The following is a 23,723-nucleotide window of genomic DNA, read 5'->3' as shown; positions in this document are numbered from 1 at the left end:
TGATTGCCAGCACCAAACTCGAGCGCCCTCAACACCCACACAGCCCACTCTCTTCGCCAGGAGAATCACCATGTCTCTCACCGTGTCCGGCAATGGCGCCGGATCCCGCCGCGAGCTCCCCGTTCTGCTCATAGCCGGCGCGTTTGCTGCCCTGGAGGGCTATGACCTCGCCTCATACGGCGTCACCATCCCCTCCCTTCTCAGGTCCGATCTGAACGTCACCAAGCAGTCAGCCGGCCATGTCGGATCCCTACTCGCCATCGGCATGCTCATCGGGGCCGCCCTCTGCGCCCTGCTGATCCGCAGGGTAGGAAGCCGACGGCTCCTGCTCTGCGGAGCCGGACTCTTTTCGGTCGGCATGCTGGCCTGCGCCCTCGCACACACCTTCGGCCTTTTCGGCCTCGCCCGAACCGTCGTCGGCCTCGGCGTCGGCATTGTCCTGCCCACCCTGACCGCATACATCGCAGACCTCTCCGCCCCCGAACGACGCACCCGAAACGTGGGCGCGATGATGGCCGGCTATGCAGGAGGTGCCCTCCTGTCAGCCCTGCTCGCAAGCTTCCTGCTGCCCGACGCGTCCTGGCGGTGGATCTACGCTGCCGGCGCCCTTCCCGCCATCGTCCTTCTTCCTCTGGCGGTGCGAGCACTTCCCGAAAGCCCCTACACCCCATCCACCACAGTGCTCCCGACCCAGCGCGGTGACCTCGGCGGTCTGCGCTCGCTGTTCGGCAGCGGTGTATGGCTGCCGACGCTGCTCTTCTGGGCCATCTCCTTCTGCGGTCTGTTGCTCGTATTCGGCATCAGCACGTGGCTGCCCACCATCATGCAAGCGGCCGGCTACTCCCTTGGCTCCTCCCTGCTCCAAGCCGCAGCGATGTGGGTTGGCGCCGCCGTCGGCATGGTCGCCGGGGGACGCCTCGCTGGACGGCTTGGCATCAAGCCCGTCGTCGTGACCTCATTCCTCGCCGGCGCCGCCGCCCTCCTCCTGATGACCCTGAAACCGCCGCTCCCCTTGCTCTTCGTCCTCATGTTCGTCAGCGGCCTGGGCTTCATCGGTTCACAGGTCCTCACCAACGCCTTCATCGTCACTCGCTACCCCGACCACCTTCGCGGTCCCGGCATCGGGTGGGCCCTGTCCATCGGCCGTGTCGGCGCCATAACGGGCCCAACCATGGGCGGCGCCATCCTGACCTCATCCCTTGATGTGTCGTGGAACTTCTACCTGTTTGCCATCCCCGGCGTCATCGGAGCCGTCCTGGCAGCATGCGTCCCCCAAATCACCAGATCGAACGGCGCGACCCGACGGCACGAAGCGAAGGAAGCAGGGCTCAAGGCATGACCCTTCACGCCCTCGTGAGCAAAGACCAGGAGACCTGAAATGACCATCACCGCAGAAGGCGTCGATGTTGTCGTCGTCGGATATGGCCCCACCGGAATGAGCCTCTCAGCCCTGCTTGGGCAACAAGGCATCAGCGTCCTGGCCATGGAGAGGTATGAGGGCCTCTACAACCTGCCGCGGGCCGCGGCCTTTGACGACGAGACCATGCGGACATTCCAGAAACTGGGCGTAGCCGAGAAGATGCTGGCTGGCACGAACGTGCAGCGGGGCTACGTCTGGGTCAACGGCCGTGAAGATGTACTGCTCGACATCGAATTCGACAACCCCGGCCGCTGTGGCTGGCCCGCTCAGTACATGATGTACCAACCGCACATCGAGACCGTGCTGCACGAACTCGTTGAGACCCTCCCCACCGTCGAGGTCCGCCGTGGCACTCAGGTGACTGGCATCGACCAGCATCCCGATTACGTCACCGTGACGAGCCGTGACGCACACGGAAACGAACAAGAGGTCCGCGCCCGTTACGTGATCGGATGCGACGGCGGCAACAGCACAGTGCGCAACGTGATTGGCGTTGGCCTCGACGACTACGGGTTCTTCGAAAACTGGCTCGTGTGCGACTTCCAGCTCCGGCACGACGTCCCCGGGCTGCCCACTTTCCGTCAGGTCTGCAACCCCGCCGAACCAATCGCCATCGTGAACATCGGGCCCGGCCACCATCGGTTCTCGTTCCGGCTGGAGGCCGACACCTCGGCCGAGGAGGCGATCCGGACCGACCGGGTCTGGGAGCGCGTCGGGGACTACCTCACCCCCGCCGACGCCAACTTGATTCGCACCGCGAACTACACCTTCCGCTCCAGCATTGCTCAGCAGTGGCGGCAACGCAGGGTCCTGCTCGCCGGAGACGCGGCCCACCAGATGCCCCCCTTCCTCGCACAGGGAATGGTGTCTGGCATTCGCGACGCCAGAAACCTGGCCTGGAAGCTTCAGATGGTCGTGGCCGGCGGCGGACCCGACGACCTGCTCGACACATACCAGGTGGAACGCGAACCGCACGTCCGCTTCATCACTGAAAAGGCCATCGAGCTCGGTCGGGTCCAGACGATGCGGGACGTCGAACAAGCCGAACTTCGCGACGCCCAGATGATCGCCGCACGCCAAGCGAACATGAAGCCGGACAAGCTCGTGTACCCGGCCCTGCGCGGCGGACTCATAGTCAGTGGCGGAGACATGCTCCCCCAGGGCATTGTCTCGTCAGCCGAACGCACCGCCCTGTTCGACGACGTGGTTGGCACAGGGTGGCTTGTTGTTGCCAACAGCGCCGTCTCTCTGGCAGCCATCCCCGACGACCTTCGCGCGGCCTTCGGCTCGCTCGGTGGGCGCGAAGTCACCTTCGGGATCGAGTCCATGTTCGAACCCGCCGACCTGTCCGACACCGGCGGCACCTACACCCGCTGGTTTGCCAGCACAGGCTGCGTCGCGGCAATTGTGCGTCCGGACAGCTACATCTACGCCCTGGCAGGTAACGCAGAGGAGCTAGGCGCGCTGATCAAAGAGCTGCTCGGCCAGCTCCGCGCCTCCGCCTGACACCCCCGCAGACAAGGAGAACATCATGAAAGGCAAAATCGCGCTCGAAGAGCACTGGGCGATTCCCGAGACACTCCAGGACTCCGCCGGCTTCGTACCCGGCACCTACTGGGACGAACTGCAGAACCGACTCCTGGACGTCCAGGGACGTCGCCTGGAACTCATGGACGAACATGGCATCGAGACGATGATCCTGTCCCTGAACGCACCTGCCGTCCAAGCGATCCCAGACCGCCGGCGCGCCATCGAGATCGCGAAACGCGCGAACGACGCCCTCGCCGAGGAGTGCGCCAAGCGTCCGGATCGGTTCCGAGCCTTCGCCGCGCTGCCCCTCCAGGACCCCGACGCGGCAGCCCAGGAGTTGCAGAGGTGCGTCACCGATCTCGGTTTCGTCGGCGCCCTCGTCAACGGGTTCTCCCAAGACGAGCAGCATGGCAACGGACAGGAGCCGCTGTACTACGACCTACCCCAGTACCGCCCATTCTGGGCCGAGGTTGCACGGCTCGACGTCCCGTTCTACCTCCACCCACGCAACCCGCTCGCACAGGACGCCCGAATCTACGACAACCATCCCTGGCTGCTCGGCCCCACCTGGGCTTTCGCGCAGGAGACGGCCGTCCATGCGCTGCGACTCATGGCCAGTGGCCTGTTCGACGACCACCCCTCGCTTCAAATCGTCATTGGCCACATGGGCGAGGGCATCCCGGCAATGCTGTGGCGCATGGACAACCGCAATGCCTGGGTCGACCTTCCACCCACCTACCCGGCCAAGCGACGCTTCGTCGACTACTTCACCGAGAACTTCCACATCACCACTTCGGGCAACTTCCGCACCCAGTCGCTCATCGACGCGATCCTCGAGCTCGGTGCCGACCGCATCATGTTCTCGACCGACTGGCCCTTCGAGAACATCGACCACGCAGCCAACTGGTTCGACGCAGCCTCACTTTCAGAGGCGGACCGCACCAAGATCGGGCGGACCAACGCAGCCTCGCTCTTCGGCCTCGACCGATGAACGCCGAACCGGCACCCCAATCCGCACTCCACGGGTTCACCCACACGACAGGGCCGGCCCGCATCGTGTTCGGGCGCGGCTCCCTGGCACAGATCCCCGAGGAGGTCGCACGAGCCGGGGTACACCGCGCGCTGGTTCTCACGACCCCCGAACAGGCCGAGCACGGCGCCGCGCTGGCTGCCTCCCTGGGCGACCTGTCTGCAGGCGTCTTCAGCAACGCGACCATGCACACTCCAGTCGCCGTGACCGACGAGGCCGTCACCACATTGCGCGCATCCGGCGCAGACGGAATCGTTGCCCTAGGCGGGGGATCCACCACAGGGCTTGGGAAGGCAATCGCCAGCCGTACGGGAGTGCCCCAGATCGTGGTCCCCACCACCTATGCGGGCTCAGAGGTCACCCCGGTTCTCGGCGAGACCGAACATGGGGTGAAGACCACTCGCAGCGGCCCGGAGATCCTGCCCGAGGTCGTCATATACGACCCATCCCTGACCGACACCCTGCCCGAAGCCCTCACGGTGACCAGCGGCCTGAACGCGATGGCGCACGCTCTCGAGGGTCTTTATGCACGCGACGGTAGTCCACTGTTCGCCGTGCTAGCCAGGGAGGGTCTCCGGGCCTTCCGGGAAGCACTGCCTGCACTCCACCGCGATCCGAGCGACCAGCACGCCCGCGATACGGCCCTTTACGGGGCGTGGCTGTGCGGCACCGTGCTCGGAGGCGTAGGCATGTCCATCCACCACAAGCTGTGCCACACCCTCGGTGGAAGTCTCGACCTGCCCCATGCCCCCACCCATGCAATCCTCTTGCCGCACACCATGGCTTTTGTCGCTGAGGCAGCCGCGGAACAACTCGCCCCGGCACGTGAACTTTTCGGAAGCCCGCTCGGGGCGAGCCTCTATGACTTCTCCAGCGTCGTCGGTGCCCCGCAACGGCTTGCTGACCTGGGCGTGACGGAAGCCGACCTCGACCGTGTGGCAGACCTTGCCCTCACCTCCCCGTACTGGACTCCCCGACCCCTGGAACGTCACGGCATTCGCTCCTTACTTCAAGATGCGTGGGCGGGGCACCGGCCCGGCTCAAGCGCCTCGGACGCAGGCAGGTCATGACGTTCTTCACCGAGGAGGGCTCAGCCGAGGAAGTCCTGGGACGCACGGGCCCCGACGCCAACCCACGCGTGGCACAGATCATGACAAGCCTCATCCAGCACCTTCACGCGTTCGCGAAGGAGGTGGCCTTGACCGAGGCTGAGTGGGAGCACGCCATCGCATTCCTCACCAGAACGGGACAGTTGTGCAACCAAGAAAGGCAGGAGTTCATCTTGCTCTCCGATGTGCTCGGACTGTCGATGCTCGTGGACGCGATCAACCACCACCGCCCTAAGGGCGCGACCGACAGCACCGTGTTCGGCCCGTTCCATGTCACCGGCGCACCCATCCGCAGCATGGGTGAGAACATCACCTTCGACGGCAAGGGTGAGAGCTGCCTGTTCACCGGACGCGTCCTGGACCTCACGGGCTCCCCTATCGCAGGCGCATGTGTGGACGTGTGGTCAGACAACGCTGACGGCTACTACGACGTCCAACAGCCCGACATCCAGCCGCAGTGGAACAACCGCGGCAGGTTCATCACCGGTGCCGACGGCGCGTACTCCTTCCGCGGAATCAAGCCAACGTCATACCCCATCCCGACGATGGCCCCGTCGGTCAACTCCTCGGTGCGCTCGGCCGCCACCCGTACCGGCCAGCGCACGTGCACTTCCTCATCACCGCCGTGAACTACGAACGACTCGTCACGCATACATTCGCAGCAGGTGACGACTACCTCCGCTCCGACGCTGTCTTCGGGGTCAAGGAGTCCTTGGTGACCAACTACGAGCGCGCGGACCACGACACCACTTGGCGGTGCAATTTTGACTTCGTGCTCACCCCGGACCCCCCTGACAACCTCGCTTCCCCGCACCCGACCCACCGATAGACTCGTCCACTGTGCAACCGAACGACGTGCCTCAGCCGCAAGAGGCACCTCCAAAAGGCCAGCAGCAGGGCATCCAGTCCGTCGAACTGGCCATGTCGATCGTTGAGACCATTGAAGCTGGCCTCGGTCCAATGAGCCTCACCCAGATTGCCCATGCCGCCAACATGGGCGCGAGCAAGGTCCACCGCTACCTCGTGAGCCTGGTTCGCACGGGCATGGTCGTGCAGTCCCACAGATCCGGGCTGTACGACCTTGGTCCAGCGATGCGCCGAATCGGTGTCGAGTCTCTGCGTCGCCTCGACGAGGTCGGCCTCGTGTCTGAACATCTCCCTGACCTGCGCGACCGAACCTCCCACGCCGTCAACCTCGCCGTGTGGGGTGACCACGGACCGATTCTGGTTCGCTGGGACTATGGGTCCTACGCTCTGCCGATCACGGTACGCGTCGGCGCAACACTGCCACTCTTGACGTCCTCGGTCGGCCGCGTCTACTTGGCCTACCTGCCCGACTCCCTCACGCGGCCAGTCCTGGAAAGTCAGATGTCGACAGACACGGGACGCCCACCGAACGCGGCAGAACTCGACCGGATCCGGGCCGAAGTCAAGCGTCGCGGTGTCGCCGTCACGTCCGGCGGGGTTATCCCCGGCGTGGCGTCCATCGCCGCCCCGGTATTCCCCCCGGGAGAGTCCATCCCGCTGGTCATCGCAGTGGCGCTACCCGCCCGCATCGCTGACAATTCGGAACTGGCACGCATCGAGTCCGAACTGCAGCAGACCATCGACCGTATTCGTCTCGACCTGGGCTCGTCGCGTGGAGCCTGACCACCGTCACCCTGGCCGCCCTCGACCCAGACCCATCGGCAATGGCTTCCATGGCACGGCCAGACTAGGGGACAAGAACGCAGCAAGAAGTGCCGCTACGGCTCGAGCGCGCCGCCCGTCATCTGCGTGAGGACTTCGGCGGCCCGCGCCACATGCGGGGCGCGCTCACCTGCTCGCGTCGCCATACAGAGCTCAACCGCAGACCGTGGTGTCAGCGGCCTGAACGTCGCCCCGGGCACGCCGAGAGCAGACACTGGCTCGGGGACGATGGCAACCCCCAGCCCGGCAGCGACAAACGTGACCATCGTTGAGGTCTCGGCCACCTCCTGCCTCACGCGGGGCACGAAGCCGGCATCCTGACACAGGCTTGCGACCACACCGCTCATCACTGAACGTCCCTGGCCCGCGTGTATGATGAAGTCCTCATCCCTGAGGTCACTGACTTTGACACGCTTGCGCCCGCTGAGCCGATGCCCCTCCGGCAGCGCCACGATCAGTTTGTCGTGGCGCAGCGTCCGCAGCTCGATCTCTGTGCTGTCAACTGGTGGTCTCAGAAGGGCTAGGTCGATGTTCCTTGCGACCAGCGCCTCAACCTGCGCGGGTGCGAGCATCTCGCCGCGAAAGCTGAAGTCAACGCGCGGCAGCTCCTCTCGCAGCTTGCGCGCCAGGGCTGGCAACAGGCTGTATGTCGCGGACCCCACGCAACCCACGACCAACCTGCCCTCCGTGCCGGCCGCCACTCGCCGCACCTCCCTCGCGGCGTCGTCGACCTCCCACAGCACAGAACGCACCCGGTCCAGGTAGGCCAGTCCTGCAGTAGTCAGCTCAACCTTGCGCGTCGTACGCCTGAAGAGCTCCACCCCGAGGTCCGCCTCCAGCAGCCGGATTTGCTGCGATAGCGGAGGTTGCGCCATGTGCAGCCGAGCCGCAGCCCGGCCGAAATGCAATTCCTCAGCAACCGCAACGAAGTAGCGCATCAGACGAAGTTCCATCTACTCATACTCGCACAGTTCTAATAACGCTCGAATAGGTACTTCTGTCTTCTGAGCCGACTGCGTACCTTCGAAGGCATGGACATTGTGATCTGCCACCCGATGCGCACTCCGGTGGGCCGGTTTGGAGGCAGGCTGGCGTCACTGACCGCGGCCGACCTCGTGGCCGGGCTCCTGCGAGAACTGGCGCACCGCGCGAACCTGTCCGATGGCGACGTCGACGACGTCATCCTCGGGCAGGGCTACCCCAACGGCGAAGCGCCCGCGATCGGACGCGTGGCTGCACTCGACGCCGGCCTGGGCACGTCCGTGCCGGGAGTGCAGGTGGACCGTCGATGCGGATCTGGCCTGCAAGCGGTCCTCTACGCCGCTGGCATGGTGTCCACCGGAGCGGCCCGACTTGTTGTCGCCGGAGGCGTCGAGTCGATGTCCCAGGTGGAGCATTACGCCCTCGGACTACGCACCGGGATCCGCAGCGGCAACGTCCAGCTCGCCGATCGCCTGGCACGGGCCCGCGAGACCGCGGGCGGGCAGCACCACCCCATACGCGATGGAATGATCGAGACCGCAGAGAACCTACGTCGCGAAAATGCGATCAGCCGTCGCGCACAGGACGCGGTCGCCCACCGTTCCCATCAGCGAGCCATCGCGGCCCACGCCGCCGGCCGATTCGCCGACGAGATCGTCCCCGTCGTGGTGGCCGGCACCCGCGGCAAGCCCGACCTGGTCATCGACCGGGACGAGCATCCAAGGGCCGACACGACGATGGACACCCTTGCAGCCCTGCAGCCCGTGCGCCGCAAGGTTGATCCCGACTCCACTGTCACAGCAGGAAACGCCAGCGGCCAGAACGACGGAGCCGCCCTTTGCATCGTCACCACCCGCACCGAGGCCAAACGCCGGGCACTTCAACCCATCCTCGCGCTGCGCTCGTGGGCTGTCGCCGGGGTCGCACCGGAGACGATGGGTGTCGGCCCAGTGCCGGCAACTGCAGCGGCCCTGACCCGGGCGGGCCTGAGCCTCGCCGAGATGGATCTGATCGAGCTCAACGAAGCATTCGCAGCCCAAGTGCTGGCCTGTCTGGGCGAGTGGAGAATCGACGCGCAAGACAGCCGGCTCAACCCGAACGGGTCCGGAATCTCCTTAGGACACCCGGTCGGTGCCACGGGAGCACGCATCCTGGCGACGCTGGCATACGAACTGCGGCGCCGCGGCGGACGATTCGCACTCGAGACGATGTGCATAGGCGGCGGTCAAGGGATTGCCGCCGTCTTCGAGAATGTGGACGCCGCATGAGCCTGGACAAGGTTGTCAGTTCTGCAGCGGACGCAGTATCCGACATCCCCGACGCTTCCAGTCTCGCCGTCGGGGGGTTTGGCCTGGCCGGCATTCCTTGGTTTCTCATCGAGGCGCTCGTGCACGGAAACGTCACCGATCTGACCGTCGTCTCCAACAACTGCGGTGTCGATGGTGCGGGGCTGGGGCTCCTGCTAGAACGCGGCCGGATCTCACGCGTTATCGCTTCATACGTCGGTGAGAACAAGGAGTTCGCTCGCCAGTTCCTCGCCGGAGAGCTGCACGTCGAACTCACCCCACAAGGAACGCTGGCCGAACGACTCCGGGCTGGTGGTGCTGGCCTGGGCGCCTTCTACACGCCCACGGGGGTGGGCACCTTGGTCGCCGACGGGGGCCTTCCTTGGCGCTACGGACCGGACGGCTCGGTCGCCGTCGCGTCCCCGCCCAAGGAGGTGCGCACGTTCCACGGCAGACCCATGGTCCTGGAGGAATCCATCGTTACCGACTTCGCCCTCGTGCGTGCGGCCGTGGCAGACCGGGCCGGCAACTGCGTCTTCCACGCGTCGGCACGCAACTTCAACCCCAACGCCGCCATGGCCGGACGAGTCACCATCGTCGAAGCCGAGCGAGTGGTAGAGGTCGGCGAGCTCGACCCCGACAACGTTCATCTACCAGGGGTTTTCGTGCAACGTGTCGTTGCCCTCACCGCCGAGCAGGCCGCGCGCAAGGAGATCGAGAAGCGCACCACCCGCCACCGTCCATCACCCATGACGCAGGAGAGCTGATATGCCGTGGTCCCGTGACGAAATGGCAGCGCGCGCGGCAGTCGAGCTGGGCGACGGTGAATACGTCAACCTCGGCATCGGTCTACCCACACTGATACCGGCTCACCTGCCCGAAGACTCAACGGCGACCCTGCACGCAGAAAACGGCATCTTGGGCGTCGGACCCTTCCCGTACGACGAGGACGTCGACCCAGACCTGATCAACGCCGGCAAGCAGACCGTCACCGTCCGGCCAGGCGCCGCCTACTTCGACTCCGCGCTCAGCTTCGCAATGATTCGAGGAGGCCACATTGATGTGGCTGTTCTTGGCGGCATGCAGGTAGCCAGCAACGGGGACCTAGCAAACTGGATGGTGCCCGGCGCAACGGTCAAAGGCATGGGCGGAGCCATGGACCTGGTGAGCGGCGCTGGACGAGTGATCGTGTTGATGGAGCACTCCACTCGCACCGGCCAGGCGAAACTGGTGGCACGCTGCACCCTGCCGTTGACCGGTCGGAATGTGGTGAAACGCGTCGTCACTGACCTGGCTGTTCTCGACGTGATCGACGACAGGTTCGAACTGGTCGAGCTTGCTCCCGGCGTCACCGTGGACCAGGTTGTGCTCGCCACATCGGCGACGGTCGTCGACCGCAGCGGAAGTGGTGCGAACCAGCCCGGAGGCGCACCGGCCAACGCCTGAGCACGACAGACAGACGCAGGAACGCGCCCCGCTCGCACGGACTACTTCAGCGTGTCCACCCTGCGGATCGCGCCATGGCCGATGCGCTTGGCCTGGGGCGTCGTGCGCCAGTCAGGGCGATGGAGCTGAACGGAGGGAGTCGAGGAGCTGGTCCAGTTCGGTCACGACAGTGTCAGCGCCTTCGGCAGCCAAGGTGGCGGCTCCGACGCCGCGGTCCAGCCCGACGATGAGCCCGAACAGGCCGGCACGACCAGCGCGCACTCCGGATGCGGCGTCCTCCACCACCGCTGCCTGACCTGGGAGGAGCCCAAGAAGCGAAGCCGCTCTGATGAACGTGTCCGGGGCGGGCTTGCCCGGCAGCCGCTCACTCGCGGCGTATCCTCCGTCGACGACGACTTCAAACCGGTCCGCAAGGCCCGCAGCTGCGAGCACCTCGGGGGCGTTCTTCGAGCTGGAAACGACAGCAACCTGGCAGCCTCGTTTCACCACTGCGTCTAGGAAGGCGACACTGCCCGGATAGGGAACGACGCCGCCGCTGCGCAGAACGAGATGGAACGCGTCATTCTTGCGGTTCCCCAAGCCGCACACGGTCTCCACGTTGCTCGCGTCCGATGGGTCCCCCTCGGGAATGTGTATGCCGCGACTCTCCAGTAGGGCGCGTACGCCGTCGTATCTGGGCCTGCCGTCGATGAACGAGTAGTAGTCGGCGTCCGTGTACTCGGCCACGCCCGCAGCGGCCAGGTACGGATCGAAGACTGCTGCCCACGCCCGCATGTGGACGTCGGCCGTGGGAGTCAGGACTCCGTCGAGGTCGAACAACCATCCACGGATCTCCGCCGCCGTCACCGGTATCCGATCGCCGCTCACAGTGCTGCGTCCCAGTGTCCGACGAATGGATCCACCGGGCTTTGCCCTTGCGCGGGCTGTTCACCGAAGAGCACGGCTAGGGCCGCATCGACCGTGGAAGGGGTCGGGGTGTACCCGTTGATTGCCGTGCGAATCATGGGCACGTCCTGCAAGACGTACGGGTCGGCGATCGAGACGAGCGCCGTGGGAAGGCTGGCAACATGTCGCGGCGCGTCGTGGCCCTGCCACGGAGTCCAGGCGATTCTGAGGCTGTTGCTGTTGCCAGTGAATCGAAGATTCGCGAAGTACAGGCACAGGTCATAGCGCTCGTGGAGGTGCTCAGCTGCAGCCGGGTCCCCATGCTCTGACGGCACCTTCACCACATCCACCGTGAGGCCACGCTCGCGCAGGCCCTCGACGAACCGCGGCGCGAATGGGCCGCTGGGGTCGTAGAACCTGGGTTCGTCACCGAGAACGAACACCAAGACCCGGCGGTGCAAGGCGGGGTTGAGGGGCAACAGTTCCTGCGTGTCCTTGACCAAGGTGACGGATCGGCGCGCGACATCATCTCGCGCGACGGCATCGACCTCGCTCGAGCCCAGATGGCCTGGGTCACGCGTCGCTGGCCGGTGGAGACCGGCGGACGCCTTCGTGGCCAGTACTCGCCGCACCGAGTCGTCGAGGCGTTCGGCCGGCACAGCGCCCGAGCGGGCGGCGTGGAGGAGGATCTCGAAATCCTCGACCACTGACAGGTTCCCCAACAGCATGTCGATGCCGGCATTCAGGGCGGTGGGCAGCGCCTCTCGGCGCGTCATGACCGAAGTGAATCCGGTCATCACGGTGTTGTCGGACACGATCAGCCCGTTGAACCCCAGTTGGTCGCGCAGCACGTCGCCCAGCAGTTCCGGCGCCAGCGAGGCGGGCATGAGCTGGTGCGGCTCTATGCCGGGTCGCAGGGACCGGCTCAGTGCCGGCTGGCGGATGTGCCCGACCATGATCGTGCGGGCTCCGGCGGCGATCACGGCACGGTACACGTCACCGAAAGTCGCCTGCCAGGCATCGACGTCCAGATCGTTGTTGGACGTGACGAGGTGCTGATCACGTCCGTCGACACCGTCGCCGGGAAAGTGCTTGGGCGACGTCACGATCGAACGCTGCTCCAACGCTCGGATGTAGGCGGAGCCGAACGTCGCAACCGTCTCAACGTCCTCACCGAAGGTGCGAGTGTTGGTTATGGGGTTGGCCGGGTTGACCGCAACATCAACCACAGGCGCAAAGGCCCAGTTGATGCCCACGTCGTAGGCGATGCGGGCGCAGTGCGTGGCCAAGAGCTCAACGGCGGTGACGTCGCCGGTGGCCGCGAGCTGCATGGGGTTCGCGAACGCTTCAGCGTCGGTGAGGAAGTTGACGGCACCGGACTCGAGGTTGGCTGCCACGAGTAACGGGATCGGGCTACGCACCTGCAAGCTACTGACGTCGTCACGCGCCTTGTCTGTCGTACGCGGCAGCATCAGCACACCACCGGGTTCGATCCCTTCGGCCTGCAGCTGTCCCCACCAGGTCGGAACGTCGTCCGTGCGCAGGTAAAGGCACAGCAGTTGACCGACCTTCTGCTCGAGTGTCATCCCGTCGAGGGTCTGCTCGACCCAGAAACGGTCATCGACGTCGAGGTTGAAGGGTGCTTCACCAACGTCGACGGGGCGGTGCGTCATGGAGGAAGAAGTGCGAGCAGTCATGTCGTGTGATCGACCAATCGGGAGAGGGGCGGAACAGTGGGTCCCACCGGGTGGTTGTGTGGCGGTGTTGGCGCGGCGGCCGGTTCCCAGCCCGGGCGTTCGCCTGTGACGTGTCTTGGTGAAGGTCGTTTCGCGGTGTGGGAGCTAGAAGATCGCGATCGGGTTGACGGGTGAGCCGGTAGCCCCAGGAAGCGGAAGGGGGGCAACGACGGACATGAACTCCCACGTTGACTGGGTCTCACATGCTTGGGCGATCGGGGTGAGGTTCGCCATGTCCACCAAGGGCACTCGCAGACTCGTCAAGAGGAGCAGATGCCACGGCACTGGGATCCCTTCGACCTCTGAAGGTGTTCCGTCCATGCCGAAGTCGGTGACAACTACCGCGGGCTCGACGCTGGCCAACCACGTCGCGCAGGCGATGCTGAGCCCGGCCTCGGGCTCCTGGCCCAGACTGTCGTCGGAGAACCGCTGTCGTGTCCGCCCGAACCGCAACCACAGAGCGTCACCGCGCTGGACCTGGACGTTCTGCCGTTCTAGCGCACCGGCGATGTCGAGGGGTGTCACGACGTGCCCTGGTGGCACTGCTGAGCCGATCAGTCCAGGCACGTCCACCAGCACGCCGCGCGCAACGATGGTTCCGTGAGTCGGGACCTGACCGGCATCGGTGGGCGCGGCGTTGGCGGCCTCCGAGGTTGAGGGCGCCAACCCTTTGCCCTCCTCGCCATCCTTGGCATCGCCGTCGGCGAGCCAGGCGAAATGCGAAAAGGCGTCGATGTGAGTCATTGACGCGGAGCCATGGAGGTCGAGCTCGATTCGGTCATTGACCGCGTGCCACGCATCAGCCTCGTCGACCCATTGGACCAATCGGTAGGGTCCGCCCGGGCCGTCCGATGTCTTCCCGGGGGCGGCTGGTCCTTCGCCTGCAGCCACGACCAGGCCATGACGGACCAAACCGGCGGCGGCAGCGATGTTCGAGGGCTCGGGCCGCCGGGCCGTGGAGACCCGCAAGCTGCTGCGCAAGCGGTCGAATTCGTCCCTCGAGAGCAGGGTGCGAGCGGGCTCGGGCATTGCGGGTCCCTTCGTCAAGCTGGGGCGGCGGCGCGGTCGCGCCGCCGCCCTGCGATCAGCAGCCGGCGCGGTAGAGGAAGGGCTTTGTAGCCGGGTCGTCTACGTTCTTGGACGTGATCACCTTGTTCGCGACGGCCTCCTTGCCGGCTGGGGTGACCGGACCGCCGTTCGGGTGTGCCTTGAGGTAGTCAACGAGGGCCTGAACGGACTTGGCTCCGATGTCGGTGGGGTTTTGCGCCACCAGTGCGGTGATCGTGCCAGCGCGCAGCGCGTCAACCTCACCCGGGACTGCATCGAAGGCGATGAGGGCGATCTTGCCGGCCTTGTCGGCTTGCTTGATGGCGGCTGCGGCCCCCAGGGCATCCGGGCCGTCCGCGGCGATGACGAGCTTGAGGTCCGAGTGAGCAAGGATCAGAGAAGAGACGGTGGTCGTCGTCTTGTTGACGTCGAAGCCGCTGTAGTCGGTGGGGAGTGCCTTCAGGTCCGAACGCTGCTTGGCCACAGCTTCCACGAAAGGCTTCGTGCGCTGTTCCAAGGGCGGGATGCCGGGGGCCCCTCCCAGGAAGACCATGCTGCCAGCGCCCTGCGGGATCAGGTCAGCAACGTCCGCGGCCAGTGGGGCAGTGTCGGTGTCGCTGAAGATCGCCTTGAACTCGCTCTGCGGGTCCGTGCTGGACTGAGTGACGACCGGCACGCCCTTGGCCATCTGCTGCTTGTACTGGGCGATGAACTGGTTGTTGTTGAACGGGCTCACGAGCACGCCGTTGGGCGACCCAAGGAGCGCGGTCTGGAAGTTGGACGACATGGTGTTGGCGTCTGGGGTCGTCGAGTTGTACGTCTTCAGCTCGACGCCGAGCTCCTTCGCCTTGTCCAGCGCCCCGCACGAGATCGATGCGAAGAACGGGTCTGAGGTATTGGGCAGAACGGCCGCCAAGCGAATGCTCTTGGCGGCGCTGGTGGATCCGGATCCTGCGTCGTCGCTGCCGGCGCAGGCACTGACGGTGAGCCCGAGGGTCGCGACGGCCGCAACGACCCCGGCACGCCGCCAGGTGTGAAGGTTGTTCATGAGAGTCTCCAAAATGTGTGTGGAAGGGTGGGGCAATCAGACAGCGGAGCGGTTACGTCGGAGCGTGGCGACGCGGTCGAGGAGAACGGCAAGGAGTAGGACGGTGCCGACGACGATCAGCTGCCAGAAGGCAGAGACGCCGAGGATGACCAGGCCGGCCTGCAGGATCACGGCCAAAGCGGCGCCCCACAAGGTTCCAACGACCGAGATGTGTCCGCCCTCAAGCAGCGTCCCGCCAATGACGGCAGCGGTAACTGCGCCGAGCGCGTCGTTGCTGTGTCCGGCGATCGACGTGGAGCCGAATCTGGACAGGTCGATGAAGCCGGCGATTCCCGCGAGGCCCCCGCCGAGAACAGTCAGTGTGATCAGGTACCCGCGGACACGGATCCCCGCGCGCTCGGCTGAGGTTCGGGCCGATCCGATGGCGCGGACGCGCATTCCGAAGCGAGTGAATCGGACAACGGCCCACAGGGCCGCGAGCGTCAGGATGGCTGCGATGGCAGGCACGGGCACCGGGCCTAGGGTGCGCAGTCCGATATCGGTCTGCAGCGCGACGGGCAGGGCGCCGATGTCGGTACCTCCGCTGAGCAGCAGGGCCGTTCCGGTGCCGATGCCCAGCGTTCCCAGTGTCGCGATCAGGGAGTTGATCCCGCCGACAGCGATGAGCAAACCGTTGATCAGCCCGAAGAGCATGCCGGTGACGACTGCCGCTGCTAGGCCCACGAGGATGGCCACCCAGGGGGAGTCGTAGGACGATGCCGCGCCAGGAGTGCTTTGAAAGTTGTGCATCACCTGAGCGCCGATCACCGACGACAGCACGAGGTTCGCGCCCAAGGACAGGTCGAAGATCCCGGCACCGAGCATCATGGCCAAGCCGAGCGCTAGCAGGAGTGTCTGGGAGATGCTGAGCATGAGTGCTTCGGCGTTCGCTTGCGACCAGAACACGTTGTCAGGGGACAATGCCGTGAAGGTCGCCACGAGCGCGACGTCGAGCAGCAGGATCCAGGCTGCGCGGGTGCGCAGCCAGGTGGTAACGCGGGATGTCTGCGCTCGTGCGCGGTCATCTGCCGTGGTCGCAGCGGGGGCGGGGATTACGCTCATGCGACGTCCTCTTTTCGGTAGCCGACCATGGTGGCGACCAGGTCGGGCACGGTGAGTCCGTCGGCTGGCGCGTCGAGGACGGTCTCCCCGCGCCAAAGCACGGTGATGGTGTCGGCGGCCTTGAGGATGCGCGGCAAGTCGTGGGAGATCACCAGCACTCCGAGGCCCCGGGCGGCTACCGTCCGCATGAGCTCGGCGATGATTTCGGACTGGCGTGCGCCCAGCGCGGCGGTGGGCTCGTCCATCAGCACGGCGACACGAGCCCACATGACTGCGCGGGCTACGGCGACGGCTTGCCGCTGTCCACCCGAGACCTCACGCACCGAGACGGTCAGCGACGGTAGCTTGATGCCCAGCTCGGACAGGGCGACATCGGCACGTTCTGTCATCTCGCGTCTGGAGAGTGTGCCAAAGGCCGGCCCGGTCAGTTCGTGTCCGAGGAACATGTTTTCCACGACCGACAGGTGAGGCGCGAGCGCGAGGTCCTGATGAACCGCCTCGAGGCCGAGGGCCTGTGCGTCTCGAATGCTGTGTAGTCGCACCGGTTCGTTGTTGATGATGACGTCGCCGTGATCGGGCTTGTTGATGCCGAGCAGCGTCTTCATCAGCGTTGACTTTCCTGCGCCGTTGTCGCCGACGAGGGCGACAACCTTGCCCGCGGGGACGATCACGTTGGCGTTGCGCAACGCCTCGACGTGACCGAAGCGCTTGGCCACGTTCTGGCATCCGACTACGCAGTCGTCGGCTGCCATGGAAGTCCTTGTGAAGAGGTGAACATCGTTGGTCTCCATTTCACGCACCGCTTCAGTGCGATGCCCGTACGCTAACATGAAAACTAACATATGTGTAGGTTTTCATTTTGAGAATCTGTCAGCCACCGCGCAAGGGGCCGCGGCCGCACGGCGTGAAAGGATCACGGCGCACGGGAAGACCAGAAACCTGGGAGGTCGGATGGGCAGCGGACGGCCCCGGCATTACGCACCAGGCATCGCGCGGCGCGAGGCGATCATGGTGGCTGCCTTCGAAGCCTTCGGGAAGATCGGCTACTGGAACACGACCATCGCCCAGATCGCGGAGGACTGCGGTGTGACTCGCGCGGGGCTGCTACACCACTTCCAGACCAAGGAAGCCTTGCTCGAGGCTGTGCTGCAACGTCGCGACGAGCTGAACCGTGGGCAGATCTTCCACGGCACCCTCGACCCGCGTGGGAATCCGCGCGACTTCTTGCAACGAATGGTTCGCTTGGTCGAGCGCAACGCGTCACAGCCGGGAATCGTCAACCTCTTCGCTGTCCTCGCGGCGGAGGCCACACACCCAGAGCACCCAGCGCATGCCTACTTCGTCGCCCGGTACTCCACTGTCCGCGGGTGGCTTCGAGATGCCCTCGAAGCCCTTCAGTCCAGCAACCAGATGCGCGAAGAGGTTGACGTCGAGCGCGTCGCGATAGAGCTGACAGCCCTGCTGGACGGACTGCAGGTTCAGTGGCTGTACTCCCCCGACCTCGTCGATATGCCGTCTCAGTTTCGAGTCAGGGTCGATGAACTCCTCAGGGAACCGCTGAACATGGCGCTTCCGCATCGTGGCTAGGTGTACTGACCGTGCGCATTGGTTCGGTCGGCACAGATCGTGGCTTCTCCCTGCGGACTCACAAGACGCTGGTCAGCGTCCCAGCTGGAGTAACCAGTGAACGGCTGACCATCGCGTGCCAATGGAGGTAGCCCGGCTGAGTCCAAATATTGGGTCCGACAGGCGCTGATTGTGCGGGTCGCCCGCTTGGCGTGGTCTCGGCTGGTCAGGAGGGTGTTCCAGGGGGTGTGCCGAGCCGCCTGGAAGGTCTCGCGCGCAAGTGGCAATACCCAGAGTGTTACCGGCCAGGGAGCGCATGCCCTGCAGTGCCCGTCGGAGGCTGCCGATCTCTCTTCTCGCGGATCCGCCGCAAGCACCTACCTGATGAAGTGCCGGCGCAGGACGAACGCCTTGCCACCGATTAGGAGCGCGCCTCGCCGTCAGGGAGGCGACGAGCGGCGGGCTCTCGCCGTCGGTGAGGCCGACGAGTCAGACTCGGCGAGTAGATCTCCGCCTTCTCCGCCGATCCAGACCAGATGTTGGACCCGATTGCGGGACCACCAAAACGAGCCACCCATCCCATGGGGGAGCCGGTAGGGCAGCCGGAGAGACTCCCCAACCCTGGGTCCTCCTCATGGTCATGCGGCGGTGCACGGAGTGTGCACCCGGACCGGGCAGGCTGACGGGCTTGCCCGACTGGGTCACGTCGGCGGTGACAAGGTGTGAAGCTCTCGCCGCAACAGGCGCTATCTGCGCGACAACGCTGGATCAAGAGGAAGACCGGCCTCTTGCGGTGTACCCGCGCCGGCCGGCCCCAGTCGGGTGAAGGCCCTCGCCCTCTGCCACCGCGAGGAACGGCACCCCGGCAGCGGCAATCCCGCGCGGCAGAAGGCTCGGCGCTACGAGGGTCAGGGCGCCGGCAGGGCACCGATCTGCTGCATCACCCCAAGGAGATCGGGCTGGCCCCGTTCGCCGACGATCCGACCGTCGGCCAGGTAGTAGAAGTTCATGGCCTGCACCGAGATCTTGTTGCCGCTCGGCGGGATCCCGAAGCATTCACCCTCGTGGGTTCCCCGCATGGTGAACCGCGCGGCCACGGTGTCGCCTTCGGTGACCGTCTCCTCCAGCGTCCACTGGATGTCGGGGAAGGCGCTGCGCATCATCCCGAGGACTTCCATGTACCCATCGGGCCCCTGCAGTGGTTCCGGGTGACTGGGCGCGTGGAACACCGCGTCCGCAGAAATGACCTCGCGGGCGAGATCCTCGTTCCCCGTGTTGATGCACTCGACGAAGCGGCCTGCTCGCCAGCGAACTTCGCCGCGAATTCGCCACAGATTCTCGACGCCCACCGGCGTCTGCCAGCGCCCGCCGGACACGGCGAGTGGTCAGGCGGCCAGCTGCCGTTGAAGCCTCGGGGCGAGAACTTGGGGGCACAACTGGAGCAGACGCGCTATCTATCGAACGACCCCTTGAACCTCGCGAGCCGCCTTGGAAGCGGCGCCTACTCGCCAGCTGACCCGCTCCTTGCGAAGGGTTCAAGAAGCCAGCGCACTTCATGACGACGTGCTGGGGGCGCGCGACATGGATGCAAGAGTGCAGCGCGAAAGGACCCCGGAGCAGAATCGGGGCACAAGCCAGATGCTCACTCGCCTCCTCCGCTTCGAGTTCTGGCCCCTGAGGATTCGGCGCAGTCCGGGAAGAGAATCTGCGCTCAGAGATGCAGGCGGAGGCCCTTGCCCGATGGCTGGCGCCGGTAGAGGCACTGATAGCAGTGAGGGCCGCCCACGGATGAAGGATCGGCGATGTCCAGACTGCCCGTGTCCAGTGCTGCCGTTTGTCCCCTGGCGTCGGGGGTATGGGACAAGGCGCGGCCCGGGAGGCTGCGTCCGGGGGGACACGGAAACCCGGGCCGCGTCCAGATCGGGCGGCTGATGAGCGGGGACGGCGCTTTGGTCATTCCATGTGGATGCGATCCGGGACCCCAGACTGCGCAGCACCCGCGCCCAATACCCCTGAAAGCCCCCGGCGCGGGTGACAGCACATCCCTTATAGGTAGACGCTGCTCCTGTCACCGGAGAACAGCCATAGCCCGCATTAGCCATATGCCCCGCTGCCTGTCGGTGTCATGATCGATGGTTGCGGCTCCTCGGCCTTCATCCCTGCAGTGCCGAGGGGTCGCACTCTTCTGTCCGATCGAGTCGGCGCTGCATGGTGCGCAACGCCGAGCAACGCGGCGCCAGCTGCCCTTGGTGAACCCCTGTCACCAGGGGCAGCGCTGCGCAGCGACCCGATGGGCCCGCCGCCAAGCAGGCTTCTGCCGGCGATCCTAGGTCGAATGCGTCGACAGCCTCGGGCCGTGGATGAACAATCGGCCGGCCTGCCGCCGACCCGGCTCCACGACCTCCGCAACACTCACGCCACGCTCGCCCTCAAGGCCGGGGCGCACCCGGCGCTCAAGGCCGGGGTGCACCCGCGCATCGTTCAGGAGCGGTTGGGCCACGCGAAATGTGGGTATCACTCTGGGCACCTACTCGCACGTCGACTTGGACATGCAGGCCGCGGCCGCACTGCGAGTCTCGGCGCTAGTCACTGGAGGAGCAACATGAGCATTCGTCCGGAAGTCGTCGAGGCATTGATCGCGGCGCACGCGAACACTTCTGAACCGCTGTACGCCCTGGCGGCCGCGGAGTTCCAATTCCAGCCGCCGCCGACTGCCGCCGAGAAGGGCGAGGCGCGAGCGCGCGTGGTTCATGCCCGCAATGAGAGGCTCGAGCGACTAGCGAAAGGCGAAACCGATGAGCGCGCGTGACCAGTCGGTGACCAATTCGGCCCGGGAGACGGCTTGGCGTCACCCGCACAAGTCGCTGACCTGCACGAATGCCGCCGAGGGCTGGCGATGGCGGCGGGATTTGAACCCGCGTGGAGCCTCACACACACGCGATTTCGAGAACTGCGAAGCCCAGTTCATGGTGGGTCAGGCAAGCCCTGATGTGCTCAGCCGCTGCGGCGGACTACAGGCCACGAACCGCGATAAACGCCGACGAAAGAGACGAGATTGGAGACCACGAGGCTCGAGCCTCGAAACCACGTGAGTTGCTAGGCTGCGCCGGTCGACGTCGAACCAGTCATTCAGCTTAGGGAACTCGGGAGCACAAATGAGGCACACGGTCGTTCACCCTTCGGCGGCGTAGCAGACTTCGTGGCACCTGGGGGCGGCCCTCGGTTGTGCCGCTGACCTTCTCATTGCGAAGGCTTCCAAAGGTTCGAGCATGGAGTGACGACGTGCTCAAGCCGTGACTTGTGGATGCATGCAGTGCGGGGTGCCGCGGCCCGGGGGCACAACGGGGGCACAAGCCGACACGGCGCCACCTCCCTCTCGCCCGCCATGAACCGCAATGGAATTAGAGACCGACCGGGGCGCCTAGCCGCACCTGAAACTCCTACGTTGCGCCACTCCCCTCCTCTCACACCGGTCCGGGATCAGGCTTGGCCGCCGAGGAGCCCCGGCTCCCGCGACACCGGAAGCGTCGCCATTAGGTCGAGACGCAGGAATCCTTCGCGAGTTGCCTTGGCGGCCGCTCCTGCACGCGACTCTTGTCCGAGCTTCACGAGGATGCGCTCGACGTGAGTGGTGACAGTGCGTACTGAGATGGAGCGCTCGGATGCAATGCGTTGGTTGGACGCCCCTTGAGCCATTCCATTCAGAACGTCGAGCTCACGCGCGGAGAGTCCATACGGCGCCTGCCACGGCGACTCGATGACCAGAAGTGCGGGGTGGCCTTCGAAGAGCGGGTCCTGTACGTGTTCGATTGTGAGCGCGAGCCAACTTGGATATGAGGGCCAGACCCCCGACACGGCATGCGATGGATAGCTTTGCAGGCGCTCCGCGAACCTGATGAAGTCGGGGTCCTCGACGCAGCTTGCCGGTTCGTACTCATCGACACACCTCGCCTTACCAGTGTGGTCGAGCAGGCTGGCACGCGCGAACTCGCCGGCGAGAAGCGGGGCCGGCCTGAGACGCCGCAGGTTGCAGAGCTGTCCCAGGCTTGAGGTGAGCGCCGAGATCATCTGCACATGCCTCGACGCGAAGGCAGTCCGTGACCCTGCGGACATATGCAACATCCCCGCATAAGCGCCGTCCACAGCAAAGAGGCACGAGGTCATTCCGTCTGCAAAACCCGCCGGACGGAGAACCTCCTGAAAGAGCTCCGTTTGCCTGTAGTCATAGGGCAGATCACTGATCCGTAGCGGTCGATGCTGTTCGAGCATCCTCCGATGAGGCTCAGTCTGCACGTACCGCTCGCCCAGCCCGACCAGAGTTGCTTCGTCGTAGGCTGAGCTGCCGAGCACCATGTGCTTGCCCGTCACGGGGTCCCAGGCCAGGAGCGCGCCTGCGTCCTGGTGGACGACTCTCTGCAACTGGTCCAGGATCTCGACCGCCGCCTCTTTGGCGCGGCCCGACCCCGCGGCATAGGCGCAGTCGAGCAGGACTTGCGTCTCGCCGACAGTGAAGGCGGCGCCTTGGGCGTCTGGGGGGACGATGTCCATCATGCGACGCCCTTCTTGGCCCCATTCGAGTGCTTCAGTGTACCGCTGCCCCGACGCGAAGGGGCCAACTGATGACTTCACCCACCCCGCGGCGTTCGAGGAAGTCCGTGCGCGCCTCTGCATACGTGGGATCCGTCCGGCGTCAGACCAGTTGCCGCGATATTTCGTCGAAGGCGCGCAGCGTCGCGAAGAGTTTCCAAGCGTTCTGAGGCTCGGCCCAGCTGGACAATTTCGCGGCGACGACACCCGTGGTCGGGTTGACGTAGATCATCTGTCCGTGAATGCCGAGGCACAGGAGCACGTCGCGGTCGGCGTAGGGAAGCCAGAACTGGTTGCGGTACATACCGCCCGGCATCAGCGTCTGGGTTGGACTTGTGGCGAAGGCGGCGCGGGAGTCGGGCTCGCCCCGGAAGGTCTCCTCGATCCAAGAAGCGGGCAGTATCTGGTTGCCAGAGAGCGAGGTCCCTCCTTGTGCCAGCATGCTGCCGAACCGGGTGAGGTCGCGAAGCGTTGCGCAGATGCCCCCGTCATACATGCCGGAGCCGGTCGAGTCCACGGCGATTGCGGCGTCGTTCTCGGCCCCGAGCCGCGACCAGAGCAGTTGCGACATCAGCTCGGGCATCCGGAGTCCGGAGGCCACCTCGCAGACCCAACCGAGGACGTCTGTCTCGCAACTGCGGTATTCAAAGGGTCCGCCGTGGGCTGCCTTCTGCTGCAGCGTCACGAGGAAGTCGTACATCGTGTGAGGGACTAGGGGATGTTGGCGGGGAGCCCAGCCGATTGCCTGTTCCAGGACGCGCACCTCGGCCTGTGGGTCGAGGTAGTCCTCGGAGAAGTGGATGCCCGATCGCATGTCGAGCAGGTGGCGTACGACGGCGCCGGAGTAGCCGCTTGATGCCAGCTCCGGCACGTACGAGGTGAGCGGTCGAAGGGGATCGAGCGTACCGCCCGCGACCAGCGCGCCGGCCACGACACCGACCAGGGACTTGCTGACGGACATGAGCAGGTGCCGCGTGTTGGGGTCCATCCCTCCGGGGTAATGCTCGGCGATTATCCGTCCGTATCGGCAAACCATCCACCCGTTGGTGTTGGTGGCCGCCATGGTCTCGGCCACAGTCAGGGTGGACCCGTCGGGCTGGGGGACCGCGAGGTCGCCGACGGCCGAGCGCCTAGGAGGTAGCTCGGCCGAGGGGTCGGTGCCACGGGCGATGATGGCGGTCGGGAACAGGTCCTCGATGTGCTGGAACGACCAGTGCAGCTGCGGAGCGACCTGCCAGTTGTCCAGGGTCACAGCTCCTGGT

Annotated in this window: 20 protein-coding genes and 1 pseudogene; 11 read left to right on the top strand and 10 right to left on the bottom strand. The window is 65.5% G+C overall.

Annotated features, from left to right (window positions below; all coding sequences use genetic code 11):
- Positions 1-70 precede the first annotated feature (70 nt).
- The 6 genes and pseudogenes from AC1DWR_RS06265 (at position 71) to AC1DWR_RS06240 (ending at position 6,739) form a co-directional block, all read left to right on the top strand.
- On the top strand, positions 71-1,339 hold the full coding sequence (locus AC1DWR_RS06265; RefSeq protein ID WP_477623934.1) for an MFS transporter: 1,269 nt from the start codon (positions 71-73) through the stop codon (positions 1,337-1,339).
- Positions 1,340-1,378: 39 nt separating this feature from the next.
- Entirely contained in the window at positions 1,379-2,926 is a 1,548-nt protein-coding gene (gene mhpA, locus AC1DWR_RS06260) for a bifunctional 3-(3-hydroxy-phenyl)propionate/3-hydroxycinnamic acid hydroxylase MhpA (protein WP_477623933.1), read from the top strand.
- A gap of 25 nt (positions 2,927-2,951) precedes the next feature.
- Positions 2,952-3,941 carry a gamma-resorcylate decarboxylase gene (gene tsdA, locus AC1DWR_RS06255; RefSeq protein ID WP_477623932.1) on the top strand — a complete coding sequence of 330 codons (990 nt, stop codon included), beginning with the start codon at positions 2,952-2,954 and terminating at the stop codon, positions 3,939-3,941.
- Entirely contained in the window at positions 3,938-5,050 is a 1,113-nt protein-coding gene (locus AC1DWR_RS06250; RefSeq protein ID WP_477623931.1) for a maleylacetate reductase, read from the top strand. Before tsdA ends, AC1DWR_RS06250 begins: the two co-directional genes overlap by 4 nt.
- Positions 5,047-5,918, top strand: a pseudogene (locus tag AC1DWR_RS06245) (dioxygenase family protein). Before AC1DWR_RS06250 ends, AC1DWR_RS06245 begins: the two are co-directional and overlap by 4 nt.
- A gap of 11 nt (positions 5,919-5,929) precedes the next feature.
- On the top strand, positions 5,930-6,739 hold the full coding sequence (locus tag AC1DWR_RS06240; protein ID WP_477623930.1) for an IclR family transcriptional regulator: 810 nt from the start codon (positions 5,930-5,932) through the stop codon (positions 6,737-6,739).
- A 95-nt stretch (positions 6,740-6,834) separates the two neighbouring features.
- On the opposite strand, the gene AC1DWR_RS06235 is transcribed toward AC1DWR_RS06240, so the two are convergent.
- A complete protein-coding gene (locus AC1DWR_RS06235; protein WP_477623929.1) occupies positions 6,835-7,731 on the bottom strand; it encodes a LysR substrate-binding domain-containing protein in 897 nt (298 codons plus the stop codon).
- Between the two features lie 78 nt (positions 7,732-7,809).
- On the opposite strand from AC1DWR_RS06235, the gene AC1DWR_RS06230 reads away from it, so the two are divergent.
- From AC1DWR_RS06230 to AC1DWR_RS06220, 3 genes are read left to right on the top strand one after another with little or no spacing between them, the layout of a single operon-like run.
- Complete coding sequence (locus tag AC1DWR_RS06230) at positions 7,810-9,027, top strand: acetyl-CoA C-acetyltransferase (protein WP_477623928.1); 1,218 nt, start codon at positions 7,810-7,812, stop codon at positions 9,025-9,027.
- A gap of 2 nt (positions 9,028-9,029) precedes the next feature.
- Positions 9,030-9,812: a CoA transferase subunit A gene (locus AC1DWR_RS06225; RefSeq protein WP_477613907.1), complete on the top strand. Its 783-nt coding sequence runs from the start codon at positions 9,030-9,032 to the stop codon at positions 9,810-9,812.
- A 1-nt stretch (position 9,813) separates the two neighbouring features.
- Complete coding sequence (locus AC1DWR_RS06220; protein ID WP_477623927.1) at positions 9,814-10,491, top strand: 3-oxoacid CoA-transferase subunit B; 678 nt, start codon at positions 9,814-9,816, stop codon at positions 10,489-10,491.
- A 111-nt stretch (positions 10,492-10,602) separates the two neighbouring features.
- On the opposite strand, the gene AC1DWR_RS06215 is transcribed toward AC1DWR_RS06220, so the two are convergent.
- The 6 genes from AC1DWR_RS06215 to AC1DWR_RS06190 all read right to left on the bottom strand — a co-directional run bounded on the left by AC1DWR_RS06215 (position 10,603) and on the right by AC1DWR_RS06190 (position 17,060).
- Complete coding sequence (locus AC1DWR_RS06215) at positions 10,603-11,337, bottom strand: beta-phosphoglucomutase family hydrolase (protein ID WP_477623926.1); 735 nt, start codon at positions 11,335-11,337, stop codon at positions 10,603-10,605.
- A gap of 17 nt (positions 11,338-11,354) precedes the next feature.
- Positions 11,355-13,049, bottom strand: coding sequence for a glycoside hydrolase family 3 protein (locus AC1DWR_RS06210; protein ID WP_477623925.1), 1,695 nt, complete (start codon positions 13,047-13,049; stop codon positions 11,355-11,357).
- 168 nt (positions 13,050-13,217) lie between these two features.
- Complete coding sequence (locus tag AC1DWR_RS06205; protein WP_477623924.1) at positions 13,218-13,856, bottom strand: cyclase family protein; 639 nt, start codon at positions 13,854-13,856, stop codon at positions 13,218-13,220.
- Between the two features lie 340 nt (positions 13,857-14,196).
- Positions 14,197-15,207: a sugar ABC transporter substrate-binding protein gene (locus AC1DWR_RS06200; protein ID WP_477623923.1), complete on the bottom strand. Its 1,011-nt coding sequence runs from the start codon at positions 15,205-15,207 to the stop codon at positions 14,197-14,199.
- A 36-nt stretch (positions 15,208-15,243) separates the two neighbouring features.
- Positions 15,244-16,308, bottom strand: coding sequence for an ABC transporter permease (locus tag AC1DWR_RS06195; protein WP_477623922.1), 1,065 nt, complete (start codon positions 16,306-16,308; stop codon positions 15,244-15,246).
- On the bottom strand, positions 16,305-17,060 hold the full coding sequence (locus AC1DWR_RS06190) for an ATP-binding cassette domain-containing protein (protein ID WP_477623921.1): 756 nt from the start codon (positions 17,058-17,060) through the stop codon (positions 16,305-16,307). Before AC1DWR_RS06190 ends, AC1DWR_RS06195 begins: the two co-directional genes overlap by 4 nt.
- A 199-nt stretch (positions 17,061-17,259) precedes the next feature.
- Here AC1DWR_RS06190 and AC1DWR_RS06185 point away from each other — a divergent pair, with 199 nt between their 5' ends.
- Positions 17,260-17,895, top strand: a complete 636-nt coding sequence (locus AC1DWR_RS06185) for a TetR/AcrR family transcriptional regulator (RefSeq protein ID WP_477623920.1) — start codon at positions 17,260-17,262, stop codon at positions 17,893-17,895.
- Positions 17,896-18,782: 887 nt separating this feature from the next.
- Here AC1DWR_RS06185 and AC1DWR_RS06180 read toward each other — a convergent pair.
- The gene (locus AC1DWR_RS06180; RefSeq protein ID WP_477623919.1) at positions 18,783-19,250 is read right to left on the bottom strand and encodes an ester cyclase; all 468 of its coding nucleotides are present in this window, start codon (positions 19,248-19,250) and stop codon (positions 18,783-18,785) included.
- Positions 19,251-20,476: 1,226 nt separating this feature from the next.
- On the opposite strand from AC1DWR_RS06180, the gene AC1DWR_RS06175 reads away from it, so the two are divergent.
- Positions 20,477-20,683: a hypothetical protein gene (locus tag AC1DWR_RS06175; protein ID WP_477623918.1), complete on the top strand. Its 207-nt coding sequence runs from the start codon at positions 20,477-20,479 to the stop codon at positions 20,681-20,683.
- A 671-nt stretch (positions 20,684-21,354) separates the two neighbouring features.
- On the opposite strand, the gene AC1DWR_RS06170 is transcribed toward AC1DWR_RS06175, so the two are convergent.
- Positions 21,355-22,425 (bottom strand): response regulator transcription factor, encoded by a 1,071-nt coding sequence (locus tag AC1DWR_RS06170; RefSeq protein WP_477623917.1) that lies wholly within the window; start codon positions 22,423-22,425, stop codon positions 21,355-21,357.
- Between the two features lie 139 nt (positions 22,426-22,564).
- Positions 22,565-23,713, bottom strand: coding sequence for a serine hydrolase domain-containing protein (locus AC1DWR_RS06165; RefSeq protein ID WP_477623916.1), 1,149 nt, complete (start codon positions 23,711-23,713; stop codon positions 22,565-22,567).
- Positions 23,714-23,723 lie beyond the last annotated feature (10 nt).

Source organism: Pedococcus sp. P2_E2, assembly GCF_056403955.1.
The sequence above is the reverse complement of the archived record's forward strand: the minus strand, read 5'-3'. Positions and strand labels throughout refer to the sequence as shown.

What these genes read in the sequence shown, in the direction of transcription:
- AC1DWR_RS06265 (WP_477623934.1), top strand. Translation starts at nt 71, where the DNA reads ATGTCTCTCACCGTGTCCGGCAATGGCGCCGGATCCCGCCGCGAGCTC.
- mhpA (WP_477623933.1), top strand. Translation starts at nt 1,379, where the DNA reads ATGACCATCACCGCAGAAGGCGTCGATGTTGTCGTCGTCGGATATGGC.
- tsdA (WP_477623932.1), top strand. Translation starts at nt 2,952, where the DNA reads ATGAAAGGCAAAATCGCGCTCGAAGAGCACTGGGCGATTCCCGAGACA.
- AC1DWR_RS06250 (WP_477623931.1), top strand. Translation starts at nt 3,938, where the DNA reads ATGAACGCCGAACCGGCACCCCAATCCGCACTCCACGGGTTCACCCAC.
- AC1DWR_RS06235 (WP_477623929.1), bottom strand. Translation starts at nt 7,731, where the DNA reads ATGGAACTTCGTCTGATGCGCTACTTCGTTGCGGTTGCTGAGGAATTG.
- AC1DWR_RS06230 (WP_477623928.1), top strand. Translation starts at nt 7,810, where the DNA reads ATGGACATTGTGATCTGCCACCCGATGCGCACTCCGGTGGGCCGGTTT.
- AC1DWR_RS06220 (WP_477623927.1), top strand. Translation starts at nt 9,814, where the DNA reads ATGCCGTGGTCCCGTGACGAAATGGCAGCGCGCGCGGCAGTCGAGCTG.
- AC1DWR_RS06210 (WP_477623925.1), bottom strand. Translation starts at nt 13,049, where the DNA reads ATGACGCACCGCCCCGTCGACGTTGGTGAAGCACCCTTCAACCTCGAC.
- AC1DWR_RS06205 (WP_477623924.1), bottom strand. Translation starts at nt 13,856, where the DNA reads ATGACTCACATCGACGCCTTTTCGCATTTCGCCTGGCTCGCCGACGGC.
- AC1DWR_RS06200 (WP_477623923.1), bottom strand. Translation starts at nt 15,207, where the DNA reads ATGAACAACCTTCACACCTGGCGGCGTGCCGGGGTCGTTGCGGCCGTC.
- AC1DWR_RS06195 (WP_477623922.1), bottom strand. Translation starts at nt 16,308, where the DNA reads ATGAGCGTAATCCCCGCCCCCGCTGCGACCACGGCAGATGACCGCGCA.
- AC1DWR_RS06190 (WP_477623921.1), bottom strand. Translation starts at nt 17,060, where the DNA reads ATGGCAGCCGACGACTGCGTAGTCGGATGCCAGAACGTGGCCAAGCGC.
- AC1DWR_RS06185 (WP_477623920.1), top strand. Translation starts at nt 17,260, where the DNA reads ATGGGCAGCGGACGGCCCCGGCATTACGCACCAGGCATCGCGCGGCGC.
- AC1DWR_RS06175 (WP_477623918.1), top strand. Translation starts at nt 20,477, where the DNA reads ATGAGCATTCGTCCGGAAGTCGTCGAGGCATTGATCGCGGCGCACGCG.
- AC1DWR_RS06170 (WP_477623917.1), bottom strand. Translation starts at nt 22,425, where the DNA reads ATGATGGACATCGTCCCCCCAGACGCCCAAGGCGCCGCCTTCACTGTC.